The 20,954-nt window shown below is 57.3% G+C and carries 18 protein-coding genes; 11 read left to right on the plus strand and 7 right to left on the minus strand.

Features of this window, described 5'->3' with window-relative positions:
* Positions 1-20 precede the first annotated feature (20 nt).
* Positions 21-1,130 carry an S-methyl-5-thioribose-1-phosphate isomerase gene (mtnA, locus tag IQ265_RS26755; RefSeq protein WP_194059379.1) on the plus strand — a complete coding sequence of 370 codons (1,110 nt, stop codon included), beginning with the start codon at positions 21-23 and terminating at the stop codon, positions 1,128-1,130.
* Positions 1,131-1,235: 105 nt separating this feature from the next.
* Positions 1,236-1,838: a class II aldolase/adducin family protein gene (locus tag IQ265_RS26760; protein ID WP_194059381.1), complete on the plus strand. Its 603-nt coding sequence runs from the start codon at positions 1,236-1,238 to the stop codon at positions 1,836-1,838.
* 136 nt (positions 1,839-1,974) lie between these two features.
* Here IQ265_RS26760 and IQ265_RS26765 read toward each other — a convergent pair whose 3' ends face one another.
* Positions 1,975-2,550, minus strand: coding sequence for an HD domain-containing protein (locus IQ265_RS26765; protein ID WP_194059383.1), 576 nt, complete (start codon positions 2,548-2,550; stop codon positions 1,975-1,977).
* Between the two features lie 685 nt (positions 2,551-3,235).
* Here IQ265_RS26765 and xdhA point away from each other — a divergent pair.
* The 5 genes from xdhA to IQ265_RS26790 all read left to right on the plus strand — a co-directional run bounded on the left by xdhA (position 3,236) and on the right by IQ265_RS26790 (position 10,905).
* Positions 3,236-4,696: a xanthine dehydrogenase small subunit gene (gene xdhA, locus IQ265_RS26770; RefSeq protein WP_194059385.1), complete on the plus strand. Its 1,461-nt coding sequence runs from the start codon at positions 3,236-3,238 to the stop codon at positions 4,694-4,696.
* Positions 4,697-4,921: 225 nt separating this feature from the next.
* Positions 4,922-7,249 (plus strand): xanthine dehydrogenase molybdopterin binding subunit, encoded by a 2,328-nt coding sequence (xdhB, locus tag IQ265_RS26775; RefSeq protein WP_194059387.1) that lies wholly within the window; start codon positions 4,922-4,924, stop codon positions 7,247-7,249.
* A 198-nt stretch (positions 7,250-7,447) separates the two neighbouring features.
* Complete coding sequence (locus IQ265_RS26780; protein WP_194059389.1) at positions 7,448-8,902, plus strand: hypothetical protein; 1,455 nt, start codon at positions 7,448-7,450, stop codon at positions 8,900-8,902.
* A 122-nt stretch (positions 8,903-9,024) separates the two neighbouring features.
* On the plus strand, positions 9,025-9,837 hold the full coding sequence (locus tag IQ265_RS26785; RefSeq protein WP_194059391.1) for a pentapeptide repeat-containing protein: 813 nt from the start codon (positions 9,025-9,027) through the stop codon (positions 9,835-9,837).
* A gap of 84 nt (positions 9,838-9,921) precedes the next feature.
* Complete coding sequence (locus IQ265_RS26790; protein WP_194059393.1) at positions 9,922-10,905, plus strand: XdhC/CoxI family protein; 984 nt, start codon at positions 9,922-9,924, stop codon at positions 10,903-10,905.
* A gap of 142 nt (positions 10,906-11,047) precedes the next feature.
* On the opposite strand, the gene IQ265_RS26795 is transcribed toward IQ265_RS26790, so the two are convergent.
* Positions 11,048-11,290, minus strand: coding sequence for a ChaB family protein (locus IQ265_RS26795; protein ID WP_194059395.1), 243 nt, complete (start codon positions 11,288-11,290; stop codon positions 11,048-11,050).
* Positions 11,291-11,607: 317 nt separating this feature from the next.
* Between IQ265_RS26795 and IQ265_RS26800 the strand changes: the two genes are divergently transcribed.
* Complete coding sequence (locus tag IQ265_RS26800) at positions 11,608-12,261, plus strand: hypothetical protein (RefSeq protein ID WP_194059397.1); 654 nt, start codon at positions 11,608-11,610, stop codon at positions 12,259-12,261.
* Between the two features lie 137 nt (positions 12,262-12,398).
* Here IQ265_RS26800 and IQ265_RS26805 read toward each other — a convergent pair whose 3' ends face one another.
* Entirely contained in the window at positions 12,399-12,698 is a 300-nt protein-coding gene (locus tag IQ265_RS26805; protein WP_228038557.1) for a hypothetical protein, read from the minus strand.
* Positions 12,699-12,777: 79 nt separating this feature from the next.
* Positions 12,778-13,911, minus strand: a complete 1,134-nt coding sequence (gene recF / locus IQ265_RS26810; protein ID WP_194059399.1) for a DNA replication/repair protein RecF — start codon at positions 13,909-13,911, stop codon at positions 12,778-12,780.
* Positions 13,912-13,983: 72 nt separating this feature from the next.
* On the opposite strand from recF, the gene rnc reads away from it, so the two are divergent.
* Both rnc and IQ265_RS26820 read left to right on the plus strand, forming a co-directional pair.
* Entirely contained in the window at positions 13,984-14,649 is a 666-nt protein-coding gene (gene rnc / locus IQ265_RS26815) for a ribonuclease III (protein WP_194059401.1), read from the plus strand.
* On the plus strand, positions 14,646-15,470 hold the full coding sequence (locus IQ265_RS26820) for an SDR family oxidoreductase (RefSeq protein WP_194059403.1): 825 nt from the start codon (positions 14,646-14,648) through the stop codon (positions 15,468-15,470). Before rnc ends, IQ265_RS26820 begins: the two co-directional genes overlap by 4 nt.
* An 80-nt stretch (positions 15,471-15,550) precedes the next feature.
* On the opposite strand, the gene IQ265_RS26825 is transcribed toward IQ265_RS26820, so the two are convergent.
* From IQ265_RS26825 to IQ265_RS26835, 3 genes are all read right to left on the minus strand, one after another.
* Positions 15,551-17,113: a hypothetical protein gene (locus tag IQ265_RS26825; protein ID WP_194059405.1), complete on the minus strand. Its 1,563-nt coding sequence runs from the start codon at positions 17,111-17,113 to the stop codon at positions 15,551-15,553.
* 340 nt (positions 17,114-17,453) lie between these two features.
* On the minus strand, positions 17,454-19,031 hold the full coding sequence (locus IQ265_RS26830; RefSeq protein WP_194059407.1) for a D-Ala-D-Ala carboxypeptidase family metallohydrolase: 1,578 nt from the start codon (positions 19,029-19,031) through the stop codon (positions 17,454-17,456).
* Positions 19,032-19,082: 51 nt separating this feature from the next.
* Positions 19,083-19,931, minus strand: coding sequence for a cation diffusion facilitator family transporter (locus IQ265_RS26835; RefSeq protein ID WP_194059409.1), 849 nt, complete (start codon positions 19,929-19,931; stop codon positions 19,083-19,085).
* Between the two features lie 261 nt (positions 19,932-20,192).
* On the opposite strand from IQ265_RS26835, the gene IQ265_RS26840 reads away from it, so the two are divergent.
* Positions 20,193-20,954 carry a histidine phosphatase family protein gene (locus IQ265_RS26840; RefSeq protein ID WP_194059411.1) on the plus strand — a complete coding sequence of 254 codons (762 nt, stop codon included), beginning with the start codon at positions 20,193-20,195 and terminating at the stop codon, positions 20,952-20,954.

The following is a 20,954-nucleotide window of genomic DNA, read 5'->3' on the forward strand; positions in this document are numbered from 1 at the left end:
TTGGAGGCTAGAGCAGGCCTGTGAAAATTAACGGCGAGCCGACCAGAACCATTCGTCTACACCCCAATAATCCGGGTGTGGTGCAGGTGATTGACCAGCGCCAGCTGCCCCACCAGCTCACCTGGATGGACCTGAACTCGGTAGATGAGGCAGCCTACGCCATCAAAGATATGGTGGTGCGCGGTGCCCCGCTGATTGGGGCTACCGCCGCCCTGGGCATGTACCTGGCGGCTTTGGATGCGGTGGCTGAGCCCGACTTTCGCGAGGTTTTGCACCGAGCTGCCCATACCCTGGGCCAGACTCGCCCCACGGCGGTCAACCTGCACTGGGCGCTGACCTCCCAGCTCCACGCCCTGCGCGAGGTGGCTACCGCCTCAGAAGCCGTCGATCGCCTGCGCCAAAACGCCGAGGCCATCCTCGATGCCGACGAAGAGCAGTGCCGCCAGATCGGGCTGCACGGCGTCAAGCTCATCGAAGATATCTACGCCCGCACCGGGCAGCCCGTCAACATTTTGACCCACTGCAATGCGGGCTGGCTGGCCTGTGTCGACTGGGGCACCGCCACCTCGCCCATCTACCATGCCCACGATCGCGGCATTCCAGTCCACGTTTGGGTCGATGAAACCCGCCCCCGCAACCAGGGGGCCAAGCTCACCGCCTGGGAACTGGGGCAGCATGGGGTGCCGCACACCGTCATTCCTGACAATGCCGGGGGTCACCTGATGCAGCATGGGATGGTGGATCTGGCGATCGTAGGCACCGATCGCACCACCCGCCAGGGCGATGTCGCCAACAAAATCGGCACCTACCTCAAGGCCCTGGCCGCCCACGACAACGGCGTGCCCTTCTACGTGGCCCTGCCCTCCTCCACCATCGACTGGACCCTGCGCGACGGAGTGAAAGAGATTCCGATTGAGCAGCGCAGCCAGAACGAAGTGAAGTACATCGACGGGCTGTCTCCCCACGGCGTCACCTCGGTGCTGATCTGCCCCGAGTCTTCCGCCGCCGCCAACTATGGCTTTGATGTCACCCCCGCCCGCCTGGTCACAGGCTTAATTACCGAACGGGGCATCTGTCCGGCCTCTGAAGCTGGTCTGCTGGGGCTGTTTCCTGACCAGGTATCGGCGTGAGGTCTCAGCCCAGAAACCGGGTTTCTGAGGAGACATCCAGCTCAAGGCGCAATGACGGTGGAGAAACCCGGTTTCTCAGGCCCTGGTTGAGGGAGACTAAGCGCTATGGTTGCCTTTGATGAGGGCGTCATTAAATACGTCTGCAACTGGGATTCTGGCCCGCCGCTGCCAGAAGCTCAGCTGGTGGAATTAATCGCATGGCGCGATCGCATGCATCAGGCTCAGCAGATTGGTCTCTACCCCAACGGCATTGGCTACGGCAATATCAGCCTCCGGCGATCGGCCCAGAGCTTTGCTGTTTCGGGCACCCAAACTGGGCACCTGGCCCAGACCACGCCCCACCACTACACCCTGGTTGATGCCTGGGATATCGATCGCAATACCCTGCACTGCACCGGGCCAATCCAGGCTTCCTCCGAGTCGCTCACCCATGCGGCCCTCTACGACTACAGCAGCGCCATTCAGGCGATCATTCACGTTCACAATCGCCCGCTGTGGCAGCGAGGTCAGGGGGTGCTGCCCACTACCGCCGCCAGCGTACCCTACGGCACCCCGGCGATGGCCTACGAAATGAGGCGGCTGTTAGATCACGACGACCTGATGCAAACGCGCATTTTGATCATGGCCGGGCATGAAGAAGGGGTGTTGGTGTTTGGCCCCACCCTGGAAGCGGCGGCGCAGATGCTGTACCAGCACATCAACGACTAGTGCATGGTCAAAACAAAAATGTTGGGTCAGCGGGTTCACGGTATCAGGGACAGGGTTCACGGCCGCCCTTGTACCGCATACCTTGCACCGTGAACCCTAGGCTACAATCACCCGTCAATCAATAATTGACTGAATACTAGTGGGCTACCCCCGCCAATGCCTGTCGTCCCTGGGCCATGACCTGGTCGTAAACCGCTTCTAGGGCTGGGTTGCAGCCCCGGCACCCAGCTACCACCCGGTCAGCCCAGTCTAGATATTCGCGCTTGCGCTCTAGCGACCAGCCGTCGGGGGGCGAGGTGGTGATGTTTTGCACATTGGCGGTTTTGTCGGCGATTTTGAGCTGCTTGGCCTGGGGCGACAGGTGGGGGGCGTGCTCCACCTGTCGCTGTTTGCGCTCGGCCTTGGGCAAGCTCTTGTCGTCGGTGACTTCTTCTACCACGCGCCGCACCTCGGGGCCAAAGCGGCGCTCGATTTCTTCGGGGGTGGTGTCGGTGTCTTCTACGGTGTCGTGGAGAATGGCGGCCTGCAACGTCACCAGGTCGGTGACGCCGCCCTCGGTGGCCAGCAGCTGCGCTACCCGAATGGGATGGTTGATGTAGGGCGAGGCTTCTTTGTCTTTGCGGCGCTGGTCGCTGTGTTTGGTGGCGGAAAAGTGCAGTGCGTCTAGGAGAGCGCTGGCGAGGGGAGGCGAGGCCGAGGTTGGCTGAGTCATGGCGATGGGAAAAAAGCGCTTTTGTCCAGAATGCCTGATCGGAGCCTGCGATCGCATCTGTTTGAAGGATGGCTGAGGCACTGTCTAGGAACCTGTCCCCTCGGCAGAACGCGCCTTGCCCAATCGCCATTTTGGTATTGCGAGTCATTGATTTAATGAACTCTACCTGCCGAAACCGCAGCGCCGACCAATCGGCATCGATCCTTCCCGGAATCGCCGCTGCCAGGGCATCGACCTCGGCCTGCTGGGTGACAAAGGCCAGGGCAAAGGTGATGGATTGGGTGGTGGTGGGCGATCGCTGAATAGCCACGCCTTCTGGAGCCGCTAGCTCTGGCTCAAAGCTAGCGGAGGCGTTGATTACCAAAATCTCAGCCTGAGCCTTTAAATTCCAGCTTTTTGAACAGGGAAGTCATGGCTTAGCTTTCCCTTACTCTTGGACAAGGGCCGCATGCCCTCACCTCGCCTCACAAATTTTAGTAAGAGATACTTTTGTTAGGGGCAAACAGCGTTTGCCCTACCGCGCTGGGGCAGCTAACCAGGATGCGGTACTATCCTAGCCCTCAGTCGAGGGCCACAGCTCAAATTAAATTTAATCAAATTGTTATTTTGCTAACTAAATCGCCGCTAAGTTGAACACTAATCTCATGGCCCATAGGTACGTATCTTTAATCTTCACAAAGCGCCTGTGACTCAACACCTCGACGTTCAACTCAGCTTTACCATCAACGGAGAGCCGGTCTCCATAAAAGATTTCTCGCCAGCGATCACCCTGCTGGAGTACCTGCGCCTGAGCGGGCGCGCGGGCACCAAAGAAGGCTGCGGTGACGGCGACTGCGGAGCCTGCACCGTGGCCCTGATTGGTGAAGGAGCCGATGGCCAACCCCACTACCAGGCGGTGAACAGCTGTCTGATTCCCCTGGGAGCCGTGGCCGGAAGGCAGGTATTGACGGCAGACGGTATTACCAACTGCCGCATTCCCAAAAGCCCTTTGGTGAAAGAACCCGTCACTGCCGACCAGCTCCACCCCGTGCAGGCCGCGATGGTCGAAACGGGCAGCTCCCAGTGCGGCTACTGCACCCCCGGCTTCATCATGAGCCTGTTTGCCGCCTACTACGACGGCACCCCCGACGACCTCTCGGTGGAAGGCAACCTCTGCCGCTGCACGGGCTACATCCCCATTCGCCGCGCCGCCCGAATGGTTGCTGACGCCACGATTCAAGACCAGTTCTCAGAACAGCTAGCCTCGGCCTCGACAGCACTGCTGCCCCTGGCCTACGCCACCCAAAACAACGGCCACAGCGAACGATTCTATCGACCTACCCAGCTGGCTGAAGTTCTCGATCTGTTGCAGCAGCACCCCGATGCCACCCTGGTCGCCGGGGCCACCGATTTGGGTCTGGAGATGAGCTGGCACCGGCAGCACTACCCAACGCTGATTTCCTTAGAGGCGATCGCCGAACTCAAGCAGATTCACCAAACCGAGGACTTTGTTGAAATTGGCGCGGCGGTGCCCCTTAGCCACATCGAGACCAAGCTGAACGGTATCTTCCCCAACTTGGATGAAATGATTCACTGGTTTGCGGCCCGTCAGGTGCGCAATCGGGCTACCTTGGGTGGCAACATCGGCACGGCTTCCCCCATTGGCGACCTGCCTCCGGTGCTGCTGTCGCTGGATGCGACTTTGAAGCTAGCTGGCCCTGAGGGCGAAAGAACGCTACCTTTAGCAAATTTCTTTACCGGCTACCGCCAGACCGCACTGCAACCGGGCGAGGTGATTGTGGCAGTGCAGATTCCCAAAGCCCTGACCCCTGGCACCGATCGCCGCCTGAGCCAGTCCTACAAAATTGGCAAGCGCGGCACCGACGACATTAGCATTGTGGCAGCGGCTTTTGTGGTGGATGTGGACGGGAATAACCAAATTCTCCATGCCCGCTTGGGCTATGGCGGGGTGGCAGCGACTCCGGTGCGGGCCACGGCAGTGGAGGAATTTTTGCTAGGCAAACCCTGGACAATGGAGACTGTTCAGGCCGTCAAGCTCCTGCTCCAAGAGGCGTTTACTCCTCTCTCAGACCTGCGGAGCAGCGCCGAGTACCGCCAGCGCCTGGTGGTGAATTTGTTCGAGAAGTTCTTTGTGGAATTTTCTTGATGGGGCATCTGCTGTGGTGCATCCGCGCAGCGATGCACTCTACCGTTGACGGTCTTCGTAGGGTGGGCGCTGCCCACCGTTCCTACATAACCGATAGTCCATTCCCTACGCTGCGCTTCATCAACCTAGTTTCTGCCCAATGCTGGTGATTCTGCCTAAGGATTTTGGTGGGCAGTGCCCACCCTACCCAAAACTGCCAATTCACAATTGCTAAGAGGTACCCCCATGAGCCCAGTCGGTAAACCTAAAAGCCACGAAAGCGCCGTCGCCCACGTCAGCGGTACGGCGGTCTATACCGACGACCAGCGCGAACCGGCAGGGATGCTGTCACTGTATCCGGTGCTCTCGCCCCACGCGCGGGCGAAAATCACCCGGCTGGATGTAGCTCCGGCGCTGACGGTGGAGGGCTGCGTTACGGTGCTCACCGCCGAGGATGTGCCAGGGGAGAACGATACCGGGGTGATCGTCCACGACGAGGTGCTGTTGCCCACCGACGAAATCAGCTACTACGGCCAGGTCGTTGCCTGGGCCGTGGGCGAAACCGAAGCGGCGGCACGGGAAGCAGCGGCGAAGATCGCGGTGGAGTACGAGCCGCTGCCTGCGATTAAGACGGTGAAAGAGGCGATCGCAGCCAATAGTTACCACAGCGACCCCCAAGTTATCCGCCGGGGTGACCCTGATACGGCGATCGCCCAGGCCGACCACACCTTCTCTGGCGAAATCGAAATCGGTGGCCAAGACCACTTCTATCTAGAAACCCAAACCAGCTGGGCCATTCCCGATGGTGAAGGCAACCTCCAACTCTACACCTCGACCCAGCACCCCACCGAAACCCAGGAGATCGTCGCCCGCATTCTCGGTCTGCCCAAAAACCGAGTGGTCTGTACCTGCTTGCGTATGGGCGGCGGCTTTGGCGGCAAAGAATCTCAGGCCAACCCCTTTGCCTCAGCGGCGGCCCTGGCCACCTACAAAACCGGCAGACCCGCCCGCTGTCGTCTGCGCCGCCACCATGACATGCTGATCACCGGCAAGCGCCACGGCTTTCTCGGCCAGTACGAAGTCGGATTCAACGACGATGGCACCATCACCGCGATGAAGACGGTGCTGACCGCCGACGGCGGCTGGAGCCTCGATCTGTCGCCCCCGGTGCTGGGGCGGGCCATGCTCCACGTCGACAACGCCTACTACGTACCTAATTTGGTCGTCGAAGGGCGCATCGCCAAAACCAACCGGGTGTCGAATACCGCCTATCGCGGCTTCGGCGGCCCCCAGGGCATGATCGTGATTGAGGAAGTGTGCGATCGCATTGCCCGCACCCTCAACCTGCCCCCCGACCTGGTGCGCGAGCGCAACTTCTACCACGGCGAGGGCGACACCAACCGCACCCACTACGACCAGGACATTGTCGACAACCGCATCGCCCGCATCTGGCAGGAGGCCAAGGAAGGAGCTGACTACATGGCACGGCGGGCGGCGATCGCCGCCTTTAACGAAACCAGCCCCTACAAAAAGCGTGGCCTCGCCATCACCCCGGTCAAGTTTGGCATTTCCTTCAACAAGGTACAGTACAACCAGGCCGGGGCGCTGGTGCTGATTTACACCGACGGCAGCATTCAGCTCAACCACGGCGGCACCGAAATGGGCCAGGGCCTGCACACCAAAATGATCCAAGTGGCGGCCAAAGCGCTGGGGGTAAAGAGCGATCGCATTCGCCTCATGCACACCAGCACCGACAAGGTGCCCAACACCTCGGCCACCGCTGCCTCCAGCGGGTCTGACCTGAACGGCCAGGCCGTGAAGAATGCCTGCGAAATTTTGCGCGATCGCCTCGCCGCCGTCGCCGTGCGCATGCTGAATCTGGACGCCCCCGAAGACATGGTTTTTGAAGACGACTGGATCTACTGCCGTACCTACCCCAGCGCCCGCATCGCCTTCGACGAAGTGGTGCAGCAAACCTACAGCGAACGCATCAGCCTCTCCGCCACCGGCTTCTACCGCACCCCCAATATCTTTTGGGATCCTAAACTGGGCAAGGGACGCCCCTTCTACTACTTTGCCTACGGTGCTGCCGTTTCTGAGGTCGAAGTCGATGGCTTCACCGGCACCTTTAAGCTGCGTCAGGTGGACATCGTCCACGACGTGGGTGAATCCCTCAACCCGCTGGTGGATAAGGGTCAGATCGAAGGAGCCTTTGTGCAGGCCATGGGCTGGCTGACCATGGAAGAACTGGTGTGGGACGACGAAGGCCGCCTGCGCACCTTTGCCCCCAGCACCTACAAAATCCCGACCATCAGCGAAGTGCCGGAAAACTTCACCGTGCATCTGCTGGAGCGCGCCGCCCAGGACGGTGTGATCTACGGCAGCAAAGCGGTGGGCGAACCGCCGTTTATGCTGGCCATGTCGGTGCGAGAGGCGATTCGTGCGGCGGTGGCGGCGTTTGGCAATGCTGACTATGTGCCACTGGCCCTACCGGCAACGCCGGAGGCAACCCTGTGGGCGATCGAAGGGGTTCGTGCGGCAACATTTCAGGCGCAGCCTGTGGAGGTGGCTTAACCGGCGATCGCAGACGAGAGTGCTCTCAACTCAATAGCGTCAACTCCAGGGGCGATATGGACCCCTGCCCCTTAGGCTCTACATTTAGCGCTTTAGAACATCTGTGGACCCTATCTGTAGCTAGGCTATGGCAAAGCGATCGAAAGCTATAAGCTAGGAGCAATCTACAAACCCCTTCGCACCCCTAAACCGCTCCCCATGCCTCTGGATATTAGTCTACTCAACCTGGGATCAGATTCAGCAGAGCGTGATATCACCGTCGGCTTAGCCGACTATTTTTATCAAAACTCGACCTACCACAAGTTTTTCAACAGCGATAAAACCATCCTGGTGGGCACTAGGGGCGCGGGCAAAAGCGCCATCTTCAAGTACATGGCATCGGCAGAAGCCCGCAAAGGCAACCTGGTGATTGAACTCTCCCCCGAAGAGTATTCCTACGAGCTGCTGTCACAGTATTTGCGCAGCGAGCAGGAGGGCTCTTGGGGCAAGCAAAGTTCTTACTCGGTGGCCTGGCAGTATCTGCTTTTTAGCTTGGTTTTCAAAAAGATCGCTGAAGAAAAGCGAGGGCTGCTGCTAGGGCCGCAAAAAGATATCTACAACCATGTTGTCAACAACCTAAATAGCCAAGATCTGAACTCTATCGGCATTTTGTTCGAATATTTAAAGCGGCTCGAACAAATTAAGATTGGCAACCACGAGAGTTTTCAGAAATCTCGTGAGCTGCAAAAGCTCTACAGCCTAGAAGAAATCAAGGAGCTGCAGCCCAGTCTGGAGATCATTCTTAAAAGGACGCGCATCAAGATCTTTATCGATGAGTTAGATAAGGGTTGGGACAACTCAGAGGATGCCAAGTACTTCTTGGCTGGTTTATTTCAGGCGTCCCAGAAGCTAAACCGCATCAGCCCTAACCTCCGCGTCTACATCTCTATTCGACAGGAACTATTCGACAATATTCCCCAAATTTACGAAGATGCCCAGAAAATTCGTGAGGATGTTGAAGTGATTCGTTGGGGCAAGGCCGAACTGCTAGAGCTAATTGGTCTGCGCATTGCCCACTGTTTTCCCGAACTGCAGCAGCACAACGGTCTGCGTCGCTGGAACTCAGTTTTTAGCTCGATGATCTCATCACAGCAAATCAACTCCGTTGACTACATCATCGATCGCACCCAGCACCGCCCTCGCGAACTCTTGCAATTCTGCAAACTCTGCCTCGACTATTACAACAAAGGCAAGCGGATCGAGGAAAGCGCGATCTTGGCGGCTGAGGAGGTCTACTCAGAACAAAAGACTAAGGATTTAGCCTCTGAATATCGCTTTAAGTATCCCTATCTGCTCGACCTGTTTGAGGTCTTTAGAGGCCGTAAGGGACGACTTAGCAAAGAAGATTTGGAATACCTGCTACTATCAGCAGTCTGTGGCGAACTAGATGTCGATCGCGCTGCCGAGTGGGTATTAGAAATGGACTATCTTGAACTTAAAAAGCTGCTCTGGCACATTGGTTTTCTTAAGGCTAAGGTGCCCCAGGCGATGCGCAACACTTGTGGTACCTACGTCGGTCACTATGAGCTGTCAACCATCAATCTGGAAAATATTAGCTATTTCTCGGTTCATCCCGCTTTTTACAATTTCCTCAGTCTCAAAGATGGCGGATGATATTGTTGATACAGAGTTATTCCTTAGTGCCCTTGCCCTACCTGATGCTCTAGACATGGCTACCAGGTAGTTGTTCTAGTTGTTCTCTTGCCCGTCGAAGCTTTTTTAGTTGAGTACTACCTATGCATTGGAGTTCGTCAAATTACGTTCGACAGCTGGAAGCATGGGTGCAGCGAGTTCCTACCTGGCTGGCGGTGCTGGTTTCCGTGCTGATTTTGGCGTTGGTTGCCGTTTGGGTAAATGAAGACGTTGCGATAAATTCTATCGCCGACCTGTTCAAGCGAGATACGCTGAAAATCTTTTTTGAAAATGCTGAATCTTTTGCGATCGTTGCCGCCGTTATTCTGTATTTCAAAGGGGCTCCTGACCGCAAAGCTCAGAAGCATTATGAAGCCTGGCGTACAATTGACAATGCCGCCGCCAATAAGCTGTCTACTAGCTATGCCCGTATCCGCGCCTTAGAAGACCTCCATAACGATGGCGTGCCGCTGCGATTGCTGGAAGCGCAAGGGGCCAATTTGGTCAAAATTCAGTTAAGCCAGGCGTACTTAATAGAAGCCAATTTACAGGGGGCTGATTTACGGGAAGCCAACCTGCACGGCGCTAACCTGGCCGAAGCTCGTCTCCAGGGGGCTAATCTGCAAAATGCGAATTTGCGGGGAGTAGATCTGCACGGAGCCAATTTGCGATTGGCTAATTTGCGGGATGCCGATCTTACTGGTGCTAACCTTCAGAATGCCGATCTAAAAGGAGCCAATTTGCGTGGAGCAGACCTTTGGAAAACCAAGTTTTTGGGCGCTAATCTCGAAGATGCTGAACTTAAATGGGCCGAACTGCAAGGCTCAGAACTTAATGGCGCAAAACTGAATCGTACAACCATGCCTGACGGTAGTGTAGAGCATCAGGCTGTAGAGTATTGGGTCACTCATTTGTAGCAGGTGTAGCTTTTTCGTCAGTCTGCTTTTTGGTGATCGTACGGCTTGAGATTGCGATCGCCTTAATCCGTAGCTTTTTAGACCATGGTGACTTGTTTTCAGCAGCTGGCTCAGGCGCTTGACGATGGCCCTGCGGTTCTCGCTACAGTGGTTAGCATCAGAGGGTCTGTTCCACGCGAAGTGGGGGCCAGGCTGGTGGTTGATGTCAGCGGCCAAGCTTTCAATACCATTGGTGGTGGAGCCGGGGAAGCCAAGGTGCTGCTGCAAGCCCGAGATGTTTTGAAAACTGGAGCCAAGCAGTTTGTCGAGATTGACCTCTCTGGGGCACCCCAGCGACAAACTCAGGGGGTCTGCGGAGGCCACATGCGCGTATGGCTGGAGCGCTGGCAGGGTGATGCGGCAAAACTCTTGGTGCATTCGATTTTGCGGCAGCTCCAACACGGGCAGTCAGTCACTCTGGTAACGCCCTTTGTGCAGGATAGAAATCCTTACTTGGTAGAGAATGTTGGTCAGGTTGACCCTGCTATGGCCTTTGTTGAAACCCTGCAACCGCCGCCGACGCTATTGATAGTGGGGGCAGGTCACGTAGGTATTCAGCTTGCCAAAGTTGCCCATTTAATTGGCTTTCAAATTGTGGTGCAAGACGATCGCCCCGAGTGGGCCAATGCCGAGCATTACCCTCAAGCTAGCCAAATTTTAGTCGGAGGGATTGAATCAGCGATCGCATCTCTGAACCACTATCAAAACCTCTATGTTGCCCTCGTCACCCGTGGCTACACCCACGATCTCGAAGCTCTCCAGCTGTTGCTTCAGCGCTCAACCCCCTGTCGCTACATTGGCATGATCGGCAGCGAAAAGCGGGTGAAACAGGTCTATAGCGCGATCGCTCGACTGGGTATTTCCAAAGAAAAACTCGCCGCTATCTACGGCCCCATTGGTTTAGATATTGGGGCACTAACCCCTGAAGAAATTGCCGTCAGCATCGGTGCCGAGTTAACTATGGTAAGACGTGGAGGGACGGGGCGATCGCTCTCTGAACAGTTGCGCCGCAGTATGACCACTAGCTAAAACGGCAAAAAATACTAATCAAGTGAACAGGGATCGATACTAGTCTGCATCAAACCCTATTCACCTGATAATACTTAGCCAGACTAAAAGGCAAAATTAAGATGTTGATGAATTATGAAAATTATCGACATCTTAAATAATGTTAGGCCCCAGGCATGGTGCCAGTTCGGCTGCGAGAGTCAATCTTGTCAGCTTTAAAGGTCCATTCGCCGTTGCTGTCTTGCATAAAGGTGTTTTTGACTGAGTTCCAGGCAACTTCGTGGGCACCCCCCTCGCTGAAACCATCTTGTGAAGCAGCATTGAATGCGGCCATAAAGATTTGCTTAGCCTCTTGGGGCAAAGACTGAGCCTCTTGGGGCAAAGCGTCTGTATTTTCGTAAGGCATGAGGTTGTCTCCTGTTCATGCGGTGGTACTTGCGTAGACCTTAAAACATCTGAACCCTCCTTAACCTCTCTCTTTCGCTATAAACCCAATGCTTTTCCTTGCAGCCCTAGGGCAGGGATCACAGTGTGGCTTTGAAGGGATTTCATTCAGCTCGATGAAGGGTTACGCGCTACTTCGACTCGGTAGCCCTAACCGTAAATGGCCTTAATTGAGTAACTAAACAGCCTTCTGCCTAACCGCCTAAATCCGACTTTATCAGACAGCGACTAACCCCTATACGAGGGCAAGATAGGACTAATAAATTACGTTTAATTTCTATGACCAAACAAAAAAGCTGGATACCGCAAGCCGCGATCGCCCTAGTTGGAGCCGAACTAGGGCTAGCCCTGGCCTACCTGGCCATGATTTGTTTTCGGGGTGAGGCGGTGCCGCTGCTTGACCTCAACGGTTTGCGATCGCTGCCCTCCTGGCTGCAGGCAGCTCACCTGTTTGCCATTGGGGGTTTATGTTTGGCGCTGCTGCGGTTTCGTCAGCGCATGGCTAGCCCGATTTCCTGGTTTTTGCCGAGCGCTCTGGCGGGGCTCAGCCTCTACGGCGGTTTAGACGAACTGACCAAACTTCACCTGGCCCTCAACCAGTTCGACTGGAAGCTCATCTACCTAGGCATTCTGATCGCCATTCCGGTGCTGGGCTGGCGAGATTTGGTTTGGATCTGGCGTCACCATCGTGCCTCGGTATTGTGGGTGCTGGTGGGGATAGGCGTGTTCCTTCTGGGCGGGTTTGGCGCAGAAGCTGTAAAGGGAGTGCTGGCCACCCATTTCTCCTCTCAAAGTCTTTTCCTGGGCGAACACCTCAGAATCACGATCGAAGAATTTGGCGAACTCCTGGGAGAAACCTTCATCCTCTACGGCATAGCTCGCTTTATGCTGCAGGCTTTGAACCCCCCGCCCCGCCTGCTCCATCGTCCTTGAACCACATCAATAAGGCCGTAGCGTTCCATGCTGCGGCCTACCAATAATCGCTTAAACGTGCTGGTTGACTATGCGATCGTGGCAAACTCTGGCATCTTGGGAGCGAGAGTTATTGCCATCCCAACGGCTGAGCCTATTCAAAACTGACGAACGGCCCAAAACTGCAAGACGCTGAGAATGCTGTCTAGACTCAACACCGACAGTACGCTACCCGCGCTGCCAATGCTCAAAATGCTGCCGGTACTGCCAATGCTCAAGATGCTGCCCGCGCTGCCGATACTGAGAATGCTGCCGGTACTGCCAATGCTGAGAATGCTGCCCGCACTGCCTAAACTTAACAAGCTAAAGTAGCTACCTCGGCTCAAAATCGCGCGATGTCGTGGGGCAACAGCGCGACCATTAGTTGTGGTAGGGGAGATTTTTTGCTGTTCAAACATGCTTCGAAAACCTGATCAAGCTCGGGTATCAAAAACTTTCTCTCATCATGATTGTTCCTCATGCCGAGTTGAAAATTGCTTAGCTGTCCTCAATCCGCCCTGCCTTAACGGTCAAAATTTGCGATGAGGTCATCCACTGGCTGCCAAAAGCCCCCAGGTGGGTGGTGGTAATAATGGTTTGAAACCGATCTTGAATCGCTTCTAACAACTGATTTTGACGGTTGAGATCTAGCTCGGCCAACACATCGTCGAGCAATAGCAAGGGCGGTTCGCCAATCACCTCGTCGATCAGGTGTAGCTCTGCCAGTTTGAGGGCCAGTACCAAGGTGCGCTGCTGCCCCTGGGAGCCGTACTGGCGGCTGGGGGTGTCGTTGATGGCAAACTCGATGTCGTCGCGGTGGGGGCCAACCAGGCTGGTGCGCTGGTGCTGCTCGGCGATCGCCCGCAGTTTAATCTTCTCCAAAAAGCTGGCCTGAATCACCTGGGGGTCATCTTCCTCTATTGGCACATTGGGCTGGTAGTGGATCCGTAAGTCTTCGCGCTGGCCGCTAATCGCCTGGTGCCACTGGTGGGCGATCGGGGCCAGCCGCGCGATCGCTCTGGCTCGTCGCCGAATCACCCGTGTTCCCAGGGCCGCCAGTTGGGCATCCCACAGGGCAAACTCCGTGGCATCGATGGTTTGCCCAGCTTCCCCCTCATCGTCACCGTAGGATTGCTTGATCAGGGCGTTACGCTGCTTCAGCACCTGGTTGTACTGGCTCAAAATGTGGGCATAGACCGGCTCTAACTGAATCAGCAGCGTGTCGAGCCAGGTGCGCCGCTCCCCCGGCCCACCCCGCACCAGGTCGAGATCGAGGCTAGAGAACTGCACAGCGTTAAGGGCACCGAGAAAGTCGAGCTGCCGCCTCAGCTTTTCGCCATTGAGAATGGCTGTGCGCCGCCCCGCCTGGCGCAGCACCAGCGAGAGATCGGCCATGCCCAAATCCCGACGTACGGAGGCGGTGACCTGGGCCACGGGCTGGTCTTGCTGCACAAGGTCGCGATCGCGGCTCGTCCGGTGCGATTTCAGCGTGGCTAGCAGCTCCACTGCCTCCAGCAGGTTCGACTTACCCTGGGCATTTTCGCCCACTAAAATCGTTTTGGGAGCGGCAAAATCAATCTGCTGCTCGCCATAGTTACGAAAGTGCCTGAGCGATAGATGGGTGAGGTACAAGGGTTAGGGCTGAGGCTTGACTTGGTTTAGGATACAGGACGGTGCCGATGCCTTGCTCGTCCTACCGCCATCATGGACTTACCAACTTTTCAAAATCCAGCCCTGCTGCGGCAGGCGCTCACCCACAGCAGCTATGCCAACGAATATCCCGACGAACATCCCAAGGAAAATTCTCACTACGAGCGGTTAGAGTTCCTGGGCGACAGCATTCTGGAGTTTGTGGTGCGCGATCTGCTCTTTGCCCAATACCACGATATGCCCGAAGGCAAAATGTCGCAGCGGGCCGATCAGCTGGTCGACGAGTCGCGTCTGGCTGCTCTGGCTGTGAAGCTGGGCATTCCGGCCAAAATGCGGTTAGGAGCTGGGGCGCAACACGAACGCTACAATCCCAGCGTGCAGGCCGACATGTTTGAAGCAGTGATTGGGGCTTACCGACTCGATGCTGGTATTGCGGCGGCTTTGAGCTATGTTGAATCGATCTTTGGCCCGCTGGTTGATTGCGTCGTAGATCTGCCAGCCATTGACCCAGTGAGCGAATTTCAGGAGTATGTCCATGCCCACCTAGGCCCTCAACCCCCAGAATACAGAGACCGGGGCGATACTGGCCCCAGCCATGCCAAGGAATTTACCGTCGAGGTGGTGGTGGGTGAAACCAGCTACGGCATTGGTCAGGGACGGAGCAAAAAAGAAGCCCGTAAGAATGCAGCTATTGACGCCTTGAGGAGATTGAAACGATGAGGGTCGCCATTTTAGGGTGTGGATATGTCGGTAAAGCCGTGGCTCAGCTCTGGAGCAGCCAGGGAATCGGCGTTACCGCCACAACGACTAGCCCCGATCGAGTTGACGACTTACGCAAGGTAGCGGCAGCAGTTCAAGTCGTGAATGGCTCAGATGCTGGTGGAATTGTGGCCCTGCTGCAAGACCAAGATACCCTGCTCATTTGCGTGGGGGCCGGTCGGCAGGCCAACTACGAAGAGGTTTACTTAAACACAGCCAAAACCGTCGTGAAAGCCTTAGAGCAGGCTCCTAGTCTCAGGCAAATCATCTTTACCAGCACTTACTCGGTTTACGGCAATTACGAGGGGGCCTGGGTGCGAGAAGATGACCCCGCCAAACCTGCCACCGACAACGGGCGCACGATGGCAGAGACAGAAAAAATGCTCCTGCAAGCTGCTACGCCAGAGCGAAGCATCTGCATTTTTCGCCTCGGCGGCATCTACGGCCCAGGGCGCGAATTAGCAAAAATCTACAGCCGCGCCGCCGGGCAGACCCGCCCTGGTGCTGGGCACGAAGCCAGCAACTGGGTGCATCTAGATGACATTGTAGGGGCGATCGCCTTTGCACAAACTCGCTCCCTCAGCGGCCTCTACAACCTGGTGCAGGACGAAATTCCCACCGTGCGCGAGCTGATCGATCGCGTCTGCACCGCCAACCATCTCGAACCTGTGCAGTGGGACCCGTCTCAGCCCAGCGCACGGCCCTATAACGTGCGGGTGTCAAACCAAAAGCTCAAGGCGGCGGGCTATGAGTTTTGTCATCCATGCTTCGAGGGCATCTAAGTGAATTTTGGTTTTTGGATTTGCGAGGGTGTGGCGGTTACAACTAGAGTCTTAGCTGAACAAAATCCAAAATTGCCAATCTAAGATCTAAAATCGCCGCGCCCCACAAACTCAATGCTAGCCAGTTGCAGCTTGCCCTCAGCAACCTGGTCAAACACTATCTCCACGCTGGTCACTGCCGTCAGGTCAACGCCAGAGAACTGCCCCAGGGGAATACGGAGAGAACTAGGGTAGAGAGGGGCGGTGTGGCCGTGGGTGGGGTCAGCCTCAAACGATCGCAGCGCGGGCACCGTCGAGAGAATTTCAACCCGCGCTGCGTTGCCCTGCTGGTCGCGCAGCACCACCGCAAACACCGGCTGCCCCTGGGGCACTGACCAGGATGGGTCAGGGGCGAGGCGTAGCTCAAGACTGCTAAAGGTGCTGGCGTTGGGGTTCTCCAGGGGCACTTGCAGCTGTTGGGGAATAGTATTCCACTCTAGGGTGAGCAGGTCTGGGAAGTGGGGGTAGGGCCGGGGTGATCGCTCGCAAGCCGCTAGCGCCTGACAGAACCCCGCACTCAGGCCACCGGTCAGCGTGGCTACAGGAGCCTCCCTAGCGTGAAAGGCGGTGTAGCGCTGGGCCGAAGGCGCTACCAGTGTTGTGAGCACCGATTGCCCAAACATTTTTGCCGGAGCGGCTTGTTGAGCTGCTAGACCCGCCTCGAACAGAGGTTTGTCTTCCTCAGGAGTAGACCAGACGGTTTGCAGAAAGGCGGTGGTGTATTGAGCCAGGAAGTTTTCCTGGGCCACCCGAGAGAGGCGATCGCGCGATCGCTGCGGGTCGCACAGCGGCCCGTTATTGGGCTGGCGGTAGTAGTCATCCGCCGCAACGGCAGCGTTGAAATAGTGATGGTTGGCTCCAGGCAGCAGAATGCCCAAGACAGGGCTATTGCGAGGCTGCTGACGGGCCGTTTCGACGTAGTAGAGGCTGCTGAGGTCAAAAATGTCGCGATCGCAACCCCCGGCTATCACCACCGTTGGCACATCCGGCAGCTGGTAGGCGTCGGGTCGCTGGGCGATCGGGTAGCTGCGGGTGGGGCCGACCAGCACCAGAGCTGCGATCGGACCCAGCCCATCCGCAATTTTGGCCTGCAGCGATGCAGCCGAGTCTACGTTAAGTCGATGCAGGGCGTTCAGCGCCGCTGCGCCGCCTCCCATGGAGTGGCCCACCATCGCCAGTCGCCCCAGATCAACGCGCCCCGTCAGTGATATGCCAAAGCCAGGGTCATCTCCGCGATCGGCCTGGGCCAAGCGGCTCAGATGGGCATCGATAATTTGACCGCTGCGCTGGTCAGCCAGCTCGTTACGGTTGTCGGCATTGGCCCCATAGGTTTCGCTAAAAGCGGCATTCAGGTTGGGAATGATCACGCCGTAGCCTGCCTCAGCTAAACCCTGGGCCAGGTAGGCAAAGCCCAGGTCAAAGCGGGGTTCTGGGACGCAGGGCCACTGGCTGGTGGTATCGGGTCGAAAGTGGCATCCGGCATGACGACCGTGCAGTACCACGACCCAGGGTACAGGGGAGTTGCCGGGAGGTAGCGCGATCGCCCCCGTCAGCGCCAGCGGCATGGCATCAAATTCTGTTCCCCTCTGAGCCAGGCTAGCCATACCCAAGTCGTAGGGTTTTACTAAGGGGAAGTTGGCTAGATCGGGGGGGAGAACAACATTGGGGGGAGGCGAAAGCGCCAGTCCGGGAAGCATTCCCCCAATACTCAGGGCTAGGGTGAGGACTGCCAGCGATAAAAATTTTCTGGCCCCGCTCGGCATCCTAAATTCTATCTGCCTCCACCAGATCCGTAGGGGCGCAGCATGCTGCGCCCCTGCGGGATGTCTGCGATCGATTGCGGAAATGGCAGGCCGATTCAGGCTGAGCAGATAGCGGCATCGAGCAGTGCTGCGGCTAGGTCTTCCCCGCCTTAGGGCCGTCCAGCCTGGCAGACCGGCTGACCTAGTAGCCGTAGCTCCACCGGGCTCGGTAGCCGCGCACGTCGATGTGGGTAAACACCGAAGAACTGGCCAGCCCGCCCCGGTTGCCCCACCAGCCGTTGAGGCGGGCGTAGACGTCAGAGCACCGCACGCCTGGCACCACAAAATCTACCGCGTCCCCCGACATGTGGCGCGACATAGACGCCCCTCCCACCGCTGCATTGGTGGCCGGGTCGCGGTACCAGGAGTTGATCTTAATTGGCTTGTCGCCGTACATCTTGCGAATTTCTTCCATCGCGTCGGCCACTTTCAAAATGTTGTAGACCACTCCGGCGTTGGCCGGGCGGCGATACCGGCCTGTGCTGGGATTGACGTGCAGCGCCTCACCCCAGGTAAAGTTACCCCGCACGCCGTAGCGATTTTTGGGCTGAATGGGGTAGTTAGAGTAGTAGGTGCCCGAAAACCCAGGAAAGGTTAGCGCCACGCCCCGGTCGGCTGGGTTGGCTGGTTGCCCCGGCCCCTGATCGGTAGGATTATTGCCAATTTCAGTGCCAGAGATCTGAATATCGGGCACATAGGCATACCAGGCTGTACGGTTTTGAGGGCCTAGAAAGGCCCCCTGTAGGGCTACCCGCACGTGATTGTTCTCGGGCTGAGCGTAGGAATTGAGCAGGAACACGGTTCCCTTTTTCACCAGCACTTTCTCAGCGTCAGAGAGCTGGTTCGACTGTACAGGACGGGCTTTGAAGATGGTGTCGCCGGTAACTTCCAGGGTTTGACGGTTGCCGTCTACCTTGGTGTCGGGGCTGTAGACGTACCACTTGGTGTTGACTTCGGCCCCAACGACGGCGTCGGCTAGCTCGACCTCGTAGTGGTCGCCCGCCGCTGGCTTAAAGGCCAGCAGCCTCAGCTGAGTGCCGTTTTTGACGAATACCTTTTGAGACTCGCCCAGCTGTGAGGAAATTTTGGGCTCGGTCTTAAACAGAGTGTCGCTAACTACGCGCAGCCGAACGCCGGTTAGCACATCGATGTCGGGGGTGTAGACAAACCAGGTGCGGTTGGTTTTGTCGCCCAGGGTAGGTTCAAGCAGCTGAATCTGCCAGTGGTTTTTGCCCACGTCGATGTAGTACTGAATGTCGAAGGTGGTGCCGTTGGTGACCAGCACCTTCTCGGCATCGGTCAGTTCGTTGGCTAGCTTGGGCTGCAGCTTAAAGTAAGTCGTACTTTTCACGCGCAGCGTCAGGTTTTTCGCCGGTTCGGGGGCAGGCTCTCCTCCCGCACCGGGGGGCTCGGGGTCGGTGCCGCCGCCTATGGGGGGTGAGGTGCCACCGTCCGGTGGAGGAATCACTTCTTCGGGTGGTGGAGTTTCTCCGCCAGGGGAGCCACTACCGAACTGCTCGGGTTCTGGGCCGCCTGTTCCAACCGACACCGTCATGGCCAGGGGAGCGTCCGATCGCAAAAACCACTCCCGCATGCCCTCAACATTGAGCACCTGCTCCTTGGGGTTGCCGGAGGAGGGACGCTTCTGGATGCGGGAGATCCACTGGTTTCCCTGCATTAGGTAAAAAGCTTCATCGGTTTCCTTAACCCAGGTACCCATGTTTGACTCCCGTAGACACAGTGCAGTGCTGGCCGATGCAGAGACGGCCGCCTAGGTATGAATATTAGAATCGAATGACCGATATGGCGCAGTTTTGTGACCTAATGCCCCAGGTTTGTTACCTAAGTTTGGCCAGCTTGCCCCAGGTGAGGCGGGCGTTACTGCCAGCAGGGTGCTCAGGTCGGTGTATCCGGTTTCGAGAAAGCCCAGGCTGGTGAGATCGGGCCGGGGTGGCGGGGTGGTTTGAGGTTGGGCAATTTGTCTCCAGCTGTGGTAAATCAGGGGCAGGGCGCTGCTGCCAATTAGGAGGGCGATCGCCAAACTCAGCACCCCATCCACCCAAAACCAGTGGAACAGCGCCATGCACAGCGCTCCAATGATGACCCCAACCGAGCTAGCCAAGTCGGCCACTACGTGCAAAAAGGCACCCTGCCGGTTCAACGACTCGTCGCCCTGACCGTGGAGTAGCCAAACCCCAAAGCCGTTGATACCCAGCCCGACCAAAGCCGTACCGGCCATAGGGCCGCTGACCAGCGTGGTCGTGGGCACCGTTAAGTGATGCCATGCTTCTAAGCAAATGAGCCCCGCCATGACCAGCAGCCCAAGGCCGTTGACCAATGCAGCGATCGCTTCCAGGTGCGGCTGGCCCGGTCTAGACTGGGCCAGGGTCAGGCGCGTCAGCCAGCTCGCCGACAGCGCCAGGGCGATCGCGCCTACATCGGTGAGCATGTGCCCGGCATCCGACTGCAAAGCTAGACTGTGGCTGTGGCTGCCCACCAGCCACTCCACTACCGCAAACCCCAGTACCAGGGTGAGAAACAGGCCTAAGCGCTGCCGATCAACAGCGCTTAGGCCGCAGCGGCAGGGTAGAGATGAAGCTGAATGAACCGGAGATGTCATCGATAGCGAATCAGAGTTCAGGGATAAACCAAACCTAAGTCCAGTGGTGAAGTTTTGCCAGCGGGAAACCCGTAGATCTCAAGCTGAACTTGGTATATTCGTCTACGCATTCTGGCACGTTTCAGAAATTCTAGAGTTGCTGGTAGACAGTTTTGCCGCCGCTCCTCCTGATTTGTCGCCAGTGCTCTCCCATCAGGTTGCCCCCAGCCACTGGCGTTATCTAAACCGCTTCAGATTGGCTGACCACGTTTTCTAGAACCTATGCCCCCCCTCAAGCTGCTTTTAGTGCGCCACGGCCAGTCGGTAGGCAATGTTGAGGGTCGCATGGAGGGATTCAGTTCTACAGGGCTAACCCCCTGGGGCGTAGAGCAGTCGCTGCGGCTGGGGCGGCATTTGGCCGCGAAGGGGTGGTACCCTACCCACACGTATTGCAGCCCTCTAGAGCGAGCTACTGAGACGCTGTCAGCGCTAGTGCAAGGGTTTACAGCCTCGCGCTCATCCATCGGCGATCCGCTCCCAAATATCCCAAAATTTGTTGCTAGTGAACGCAGTCTTGATCAGGTTGCCCTAGCCCCCGACCAAACTGTGACGGTAGAGCTGCGCTCCGAGTTAATGGAGTACAACTCAGGCATTTTCACCGGGCTGACCTGGGCCGAGGCCTGCGATCGCTACCCTGACCTCTGCCAGCGGCTCACCGCCAGCCTCGACTGGCAGCCCATCCCCGAGGCCGAAACCCTGGAGCAGGGTCAAGCCAGGGCGCAGCAGTTTGTGGATTACGTGCTCAGTCGGCACGGCAATAGCGATCGCATTCTCGTCATCGGCCACCACTGGATTTTGCAGCACGTCATCAGTGGCCTGCTGGGCTGCGATCGCGCCTGGGGCCTGCCGATGGACAACACCGCTCAGTTTGAGTTCTGGCTAGATCGCGATCGCTGGCACCAAACTGGCCCCAACCGTCTCAACACCGAGCTGTGGCAAATCAAGCGCTTTAACGACACCACTCACCTCCAGGGGCCAGGATAA

Origin of the sequence: Nodosilinea sp. LEGE 06152 (assembly GCF_015207525.1) — a bacterium.
In the GTDB taxonomy this organism is placed as follows: domain Bacteria; phylum Cyanobacteriota; class Cyanobacteriia; order Phormidesmidales; family Phormidesmidaceae; genus Nodosilinea.

Excerpts from the sequence above, each read along its gene's own strand:
- IQ265_RS26760 (WP_194059381.1), top strand. The coding sequence starts at position 1,236 with ATGGTTGCCTTTGATGAGGGCGTCATTAAATACGTCTGCAACTGGGAT.
- IQ265_RS26805 (WP_228038557.1), bottom strand. The coding sequence starts at position 12,698 with ATGTTTGAACAGCAAAAAATCTCCCCTACCACAACTAATGGTCGCGCT.
- IQ265_RS26780 (WP_194059389.1), top strand. The coding sequence starts at position 7,448 with ATGCCTCTGGATATTAGTCTACTCAACCTGGGATCAGATTCAGCAGAG.
- IQ265_RS26790 (WP_194059393.1), top strand. The coding sequence starts at position 9,922 with ATGGTGACTTGTTTTCAGCAGCTGGCTCAGGCGCTTGACGATGGCCCT.
- rnc (WP_194059401.1), top strand. The coding sequence starts at position 13,984 with ATGGACTTACCAACTTTTCAAAATCCAGCCCTGCTGCGGCAGGCGCTC.
- IQ265_RS26820 (WP_194059403.1), top strand. The coding sequence starts at position 14,646 with ATGAGGGTCGCCATTTTAGGGTGTGGATATGTCGGTAAAGCCGTGGCT.
- IQ265_RS26785 (WP_194059391.1), top strand. The coding sequence starts at position 9,025 with ATGCATTGGAGTTCGTCAAATTACGTTCGACAGCTGGAAGCATGGGTG.
- IQ265_RS26835 (WP_194059409.1), bottom strand. The coding sequence starts at position 19,931 with ATGACATCTCCGGTTCATTCAGCTTCATCTCTACCCTGCCGCTGCGGC.
- IQ265_RS26840 (WP_194059411.1), top strand. The coding sequence starts at position 20,193 with ATGCCCCCCCTCAAGCTGCTTTTAGTGCGCCACGGCCAGTCGGTAGGC.
- IQ265_RS26830 (WP_194059407.1), bottom strand. The coding sequence starts at position 19,031 with ATGGGTACCTGGGTTAAGGAAACCGATGAAGCTTTTTACCTAATGCAG.
- IQ265_RS26800 (WP_194059397.1), top strand. The coding sequence starts at position 11,608 with ATGACCAAACAAAAAAGCTGGATACCGCAAGCCGCGATCGCCCTAGTT.
- IQ265_RS26765 (WP_194059383.1), bottom strand. The coding sequence starts at position 2,550 with ATGACTCAGCCAACCTCGGCCTCGCCTCCCCTCGCCAGCGCTCTCCTA.
- IQ265_RS26795 (WP_194059395.1), bottom strand. The coding sequence starts at position 11,290 with ATGCCTTACGAAAATACAGACGCTTTGCCCCAAGAGGCTCAGTCTTTG.
- xdhB (WP_194059387.1), top strand. The coding sequence starts at position 4,922 with ATGAGCCCAGTCGGTAAACCTAAAAGCCACGAAAGCGCCGTCGCCCAC.
- IQ265_RS26825 (WP_194059405.1), bottom strand. The coding sequence starts at position 17,113 with ATGGCTAGCCTGGCTCAGAGGGGAACAGAATTTGATGCCATGCCGCTG.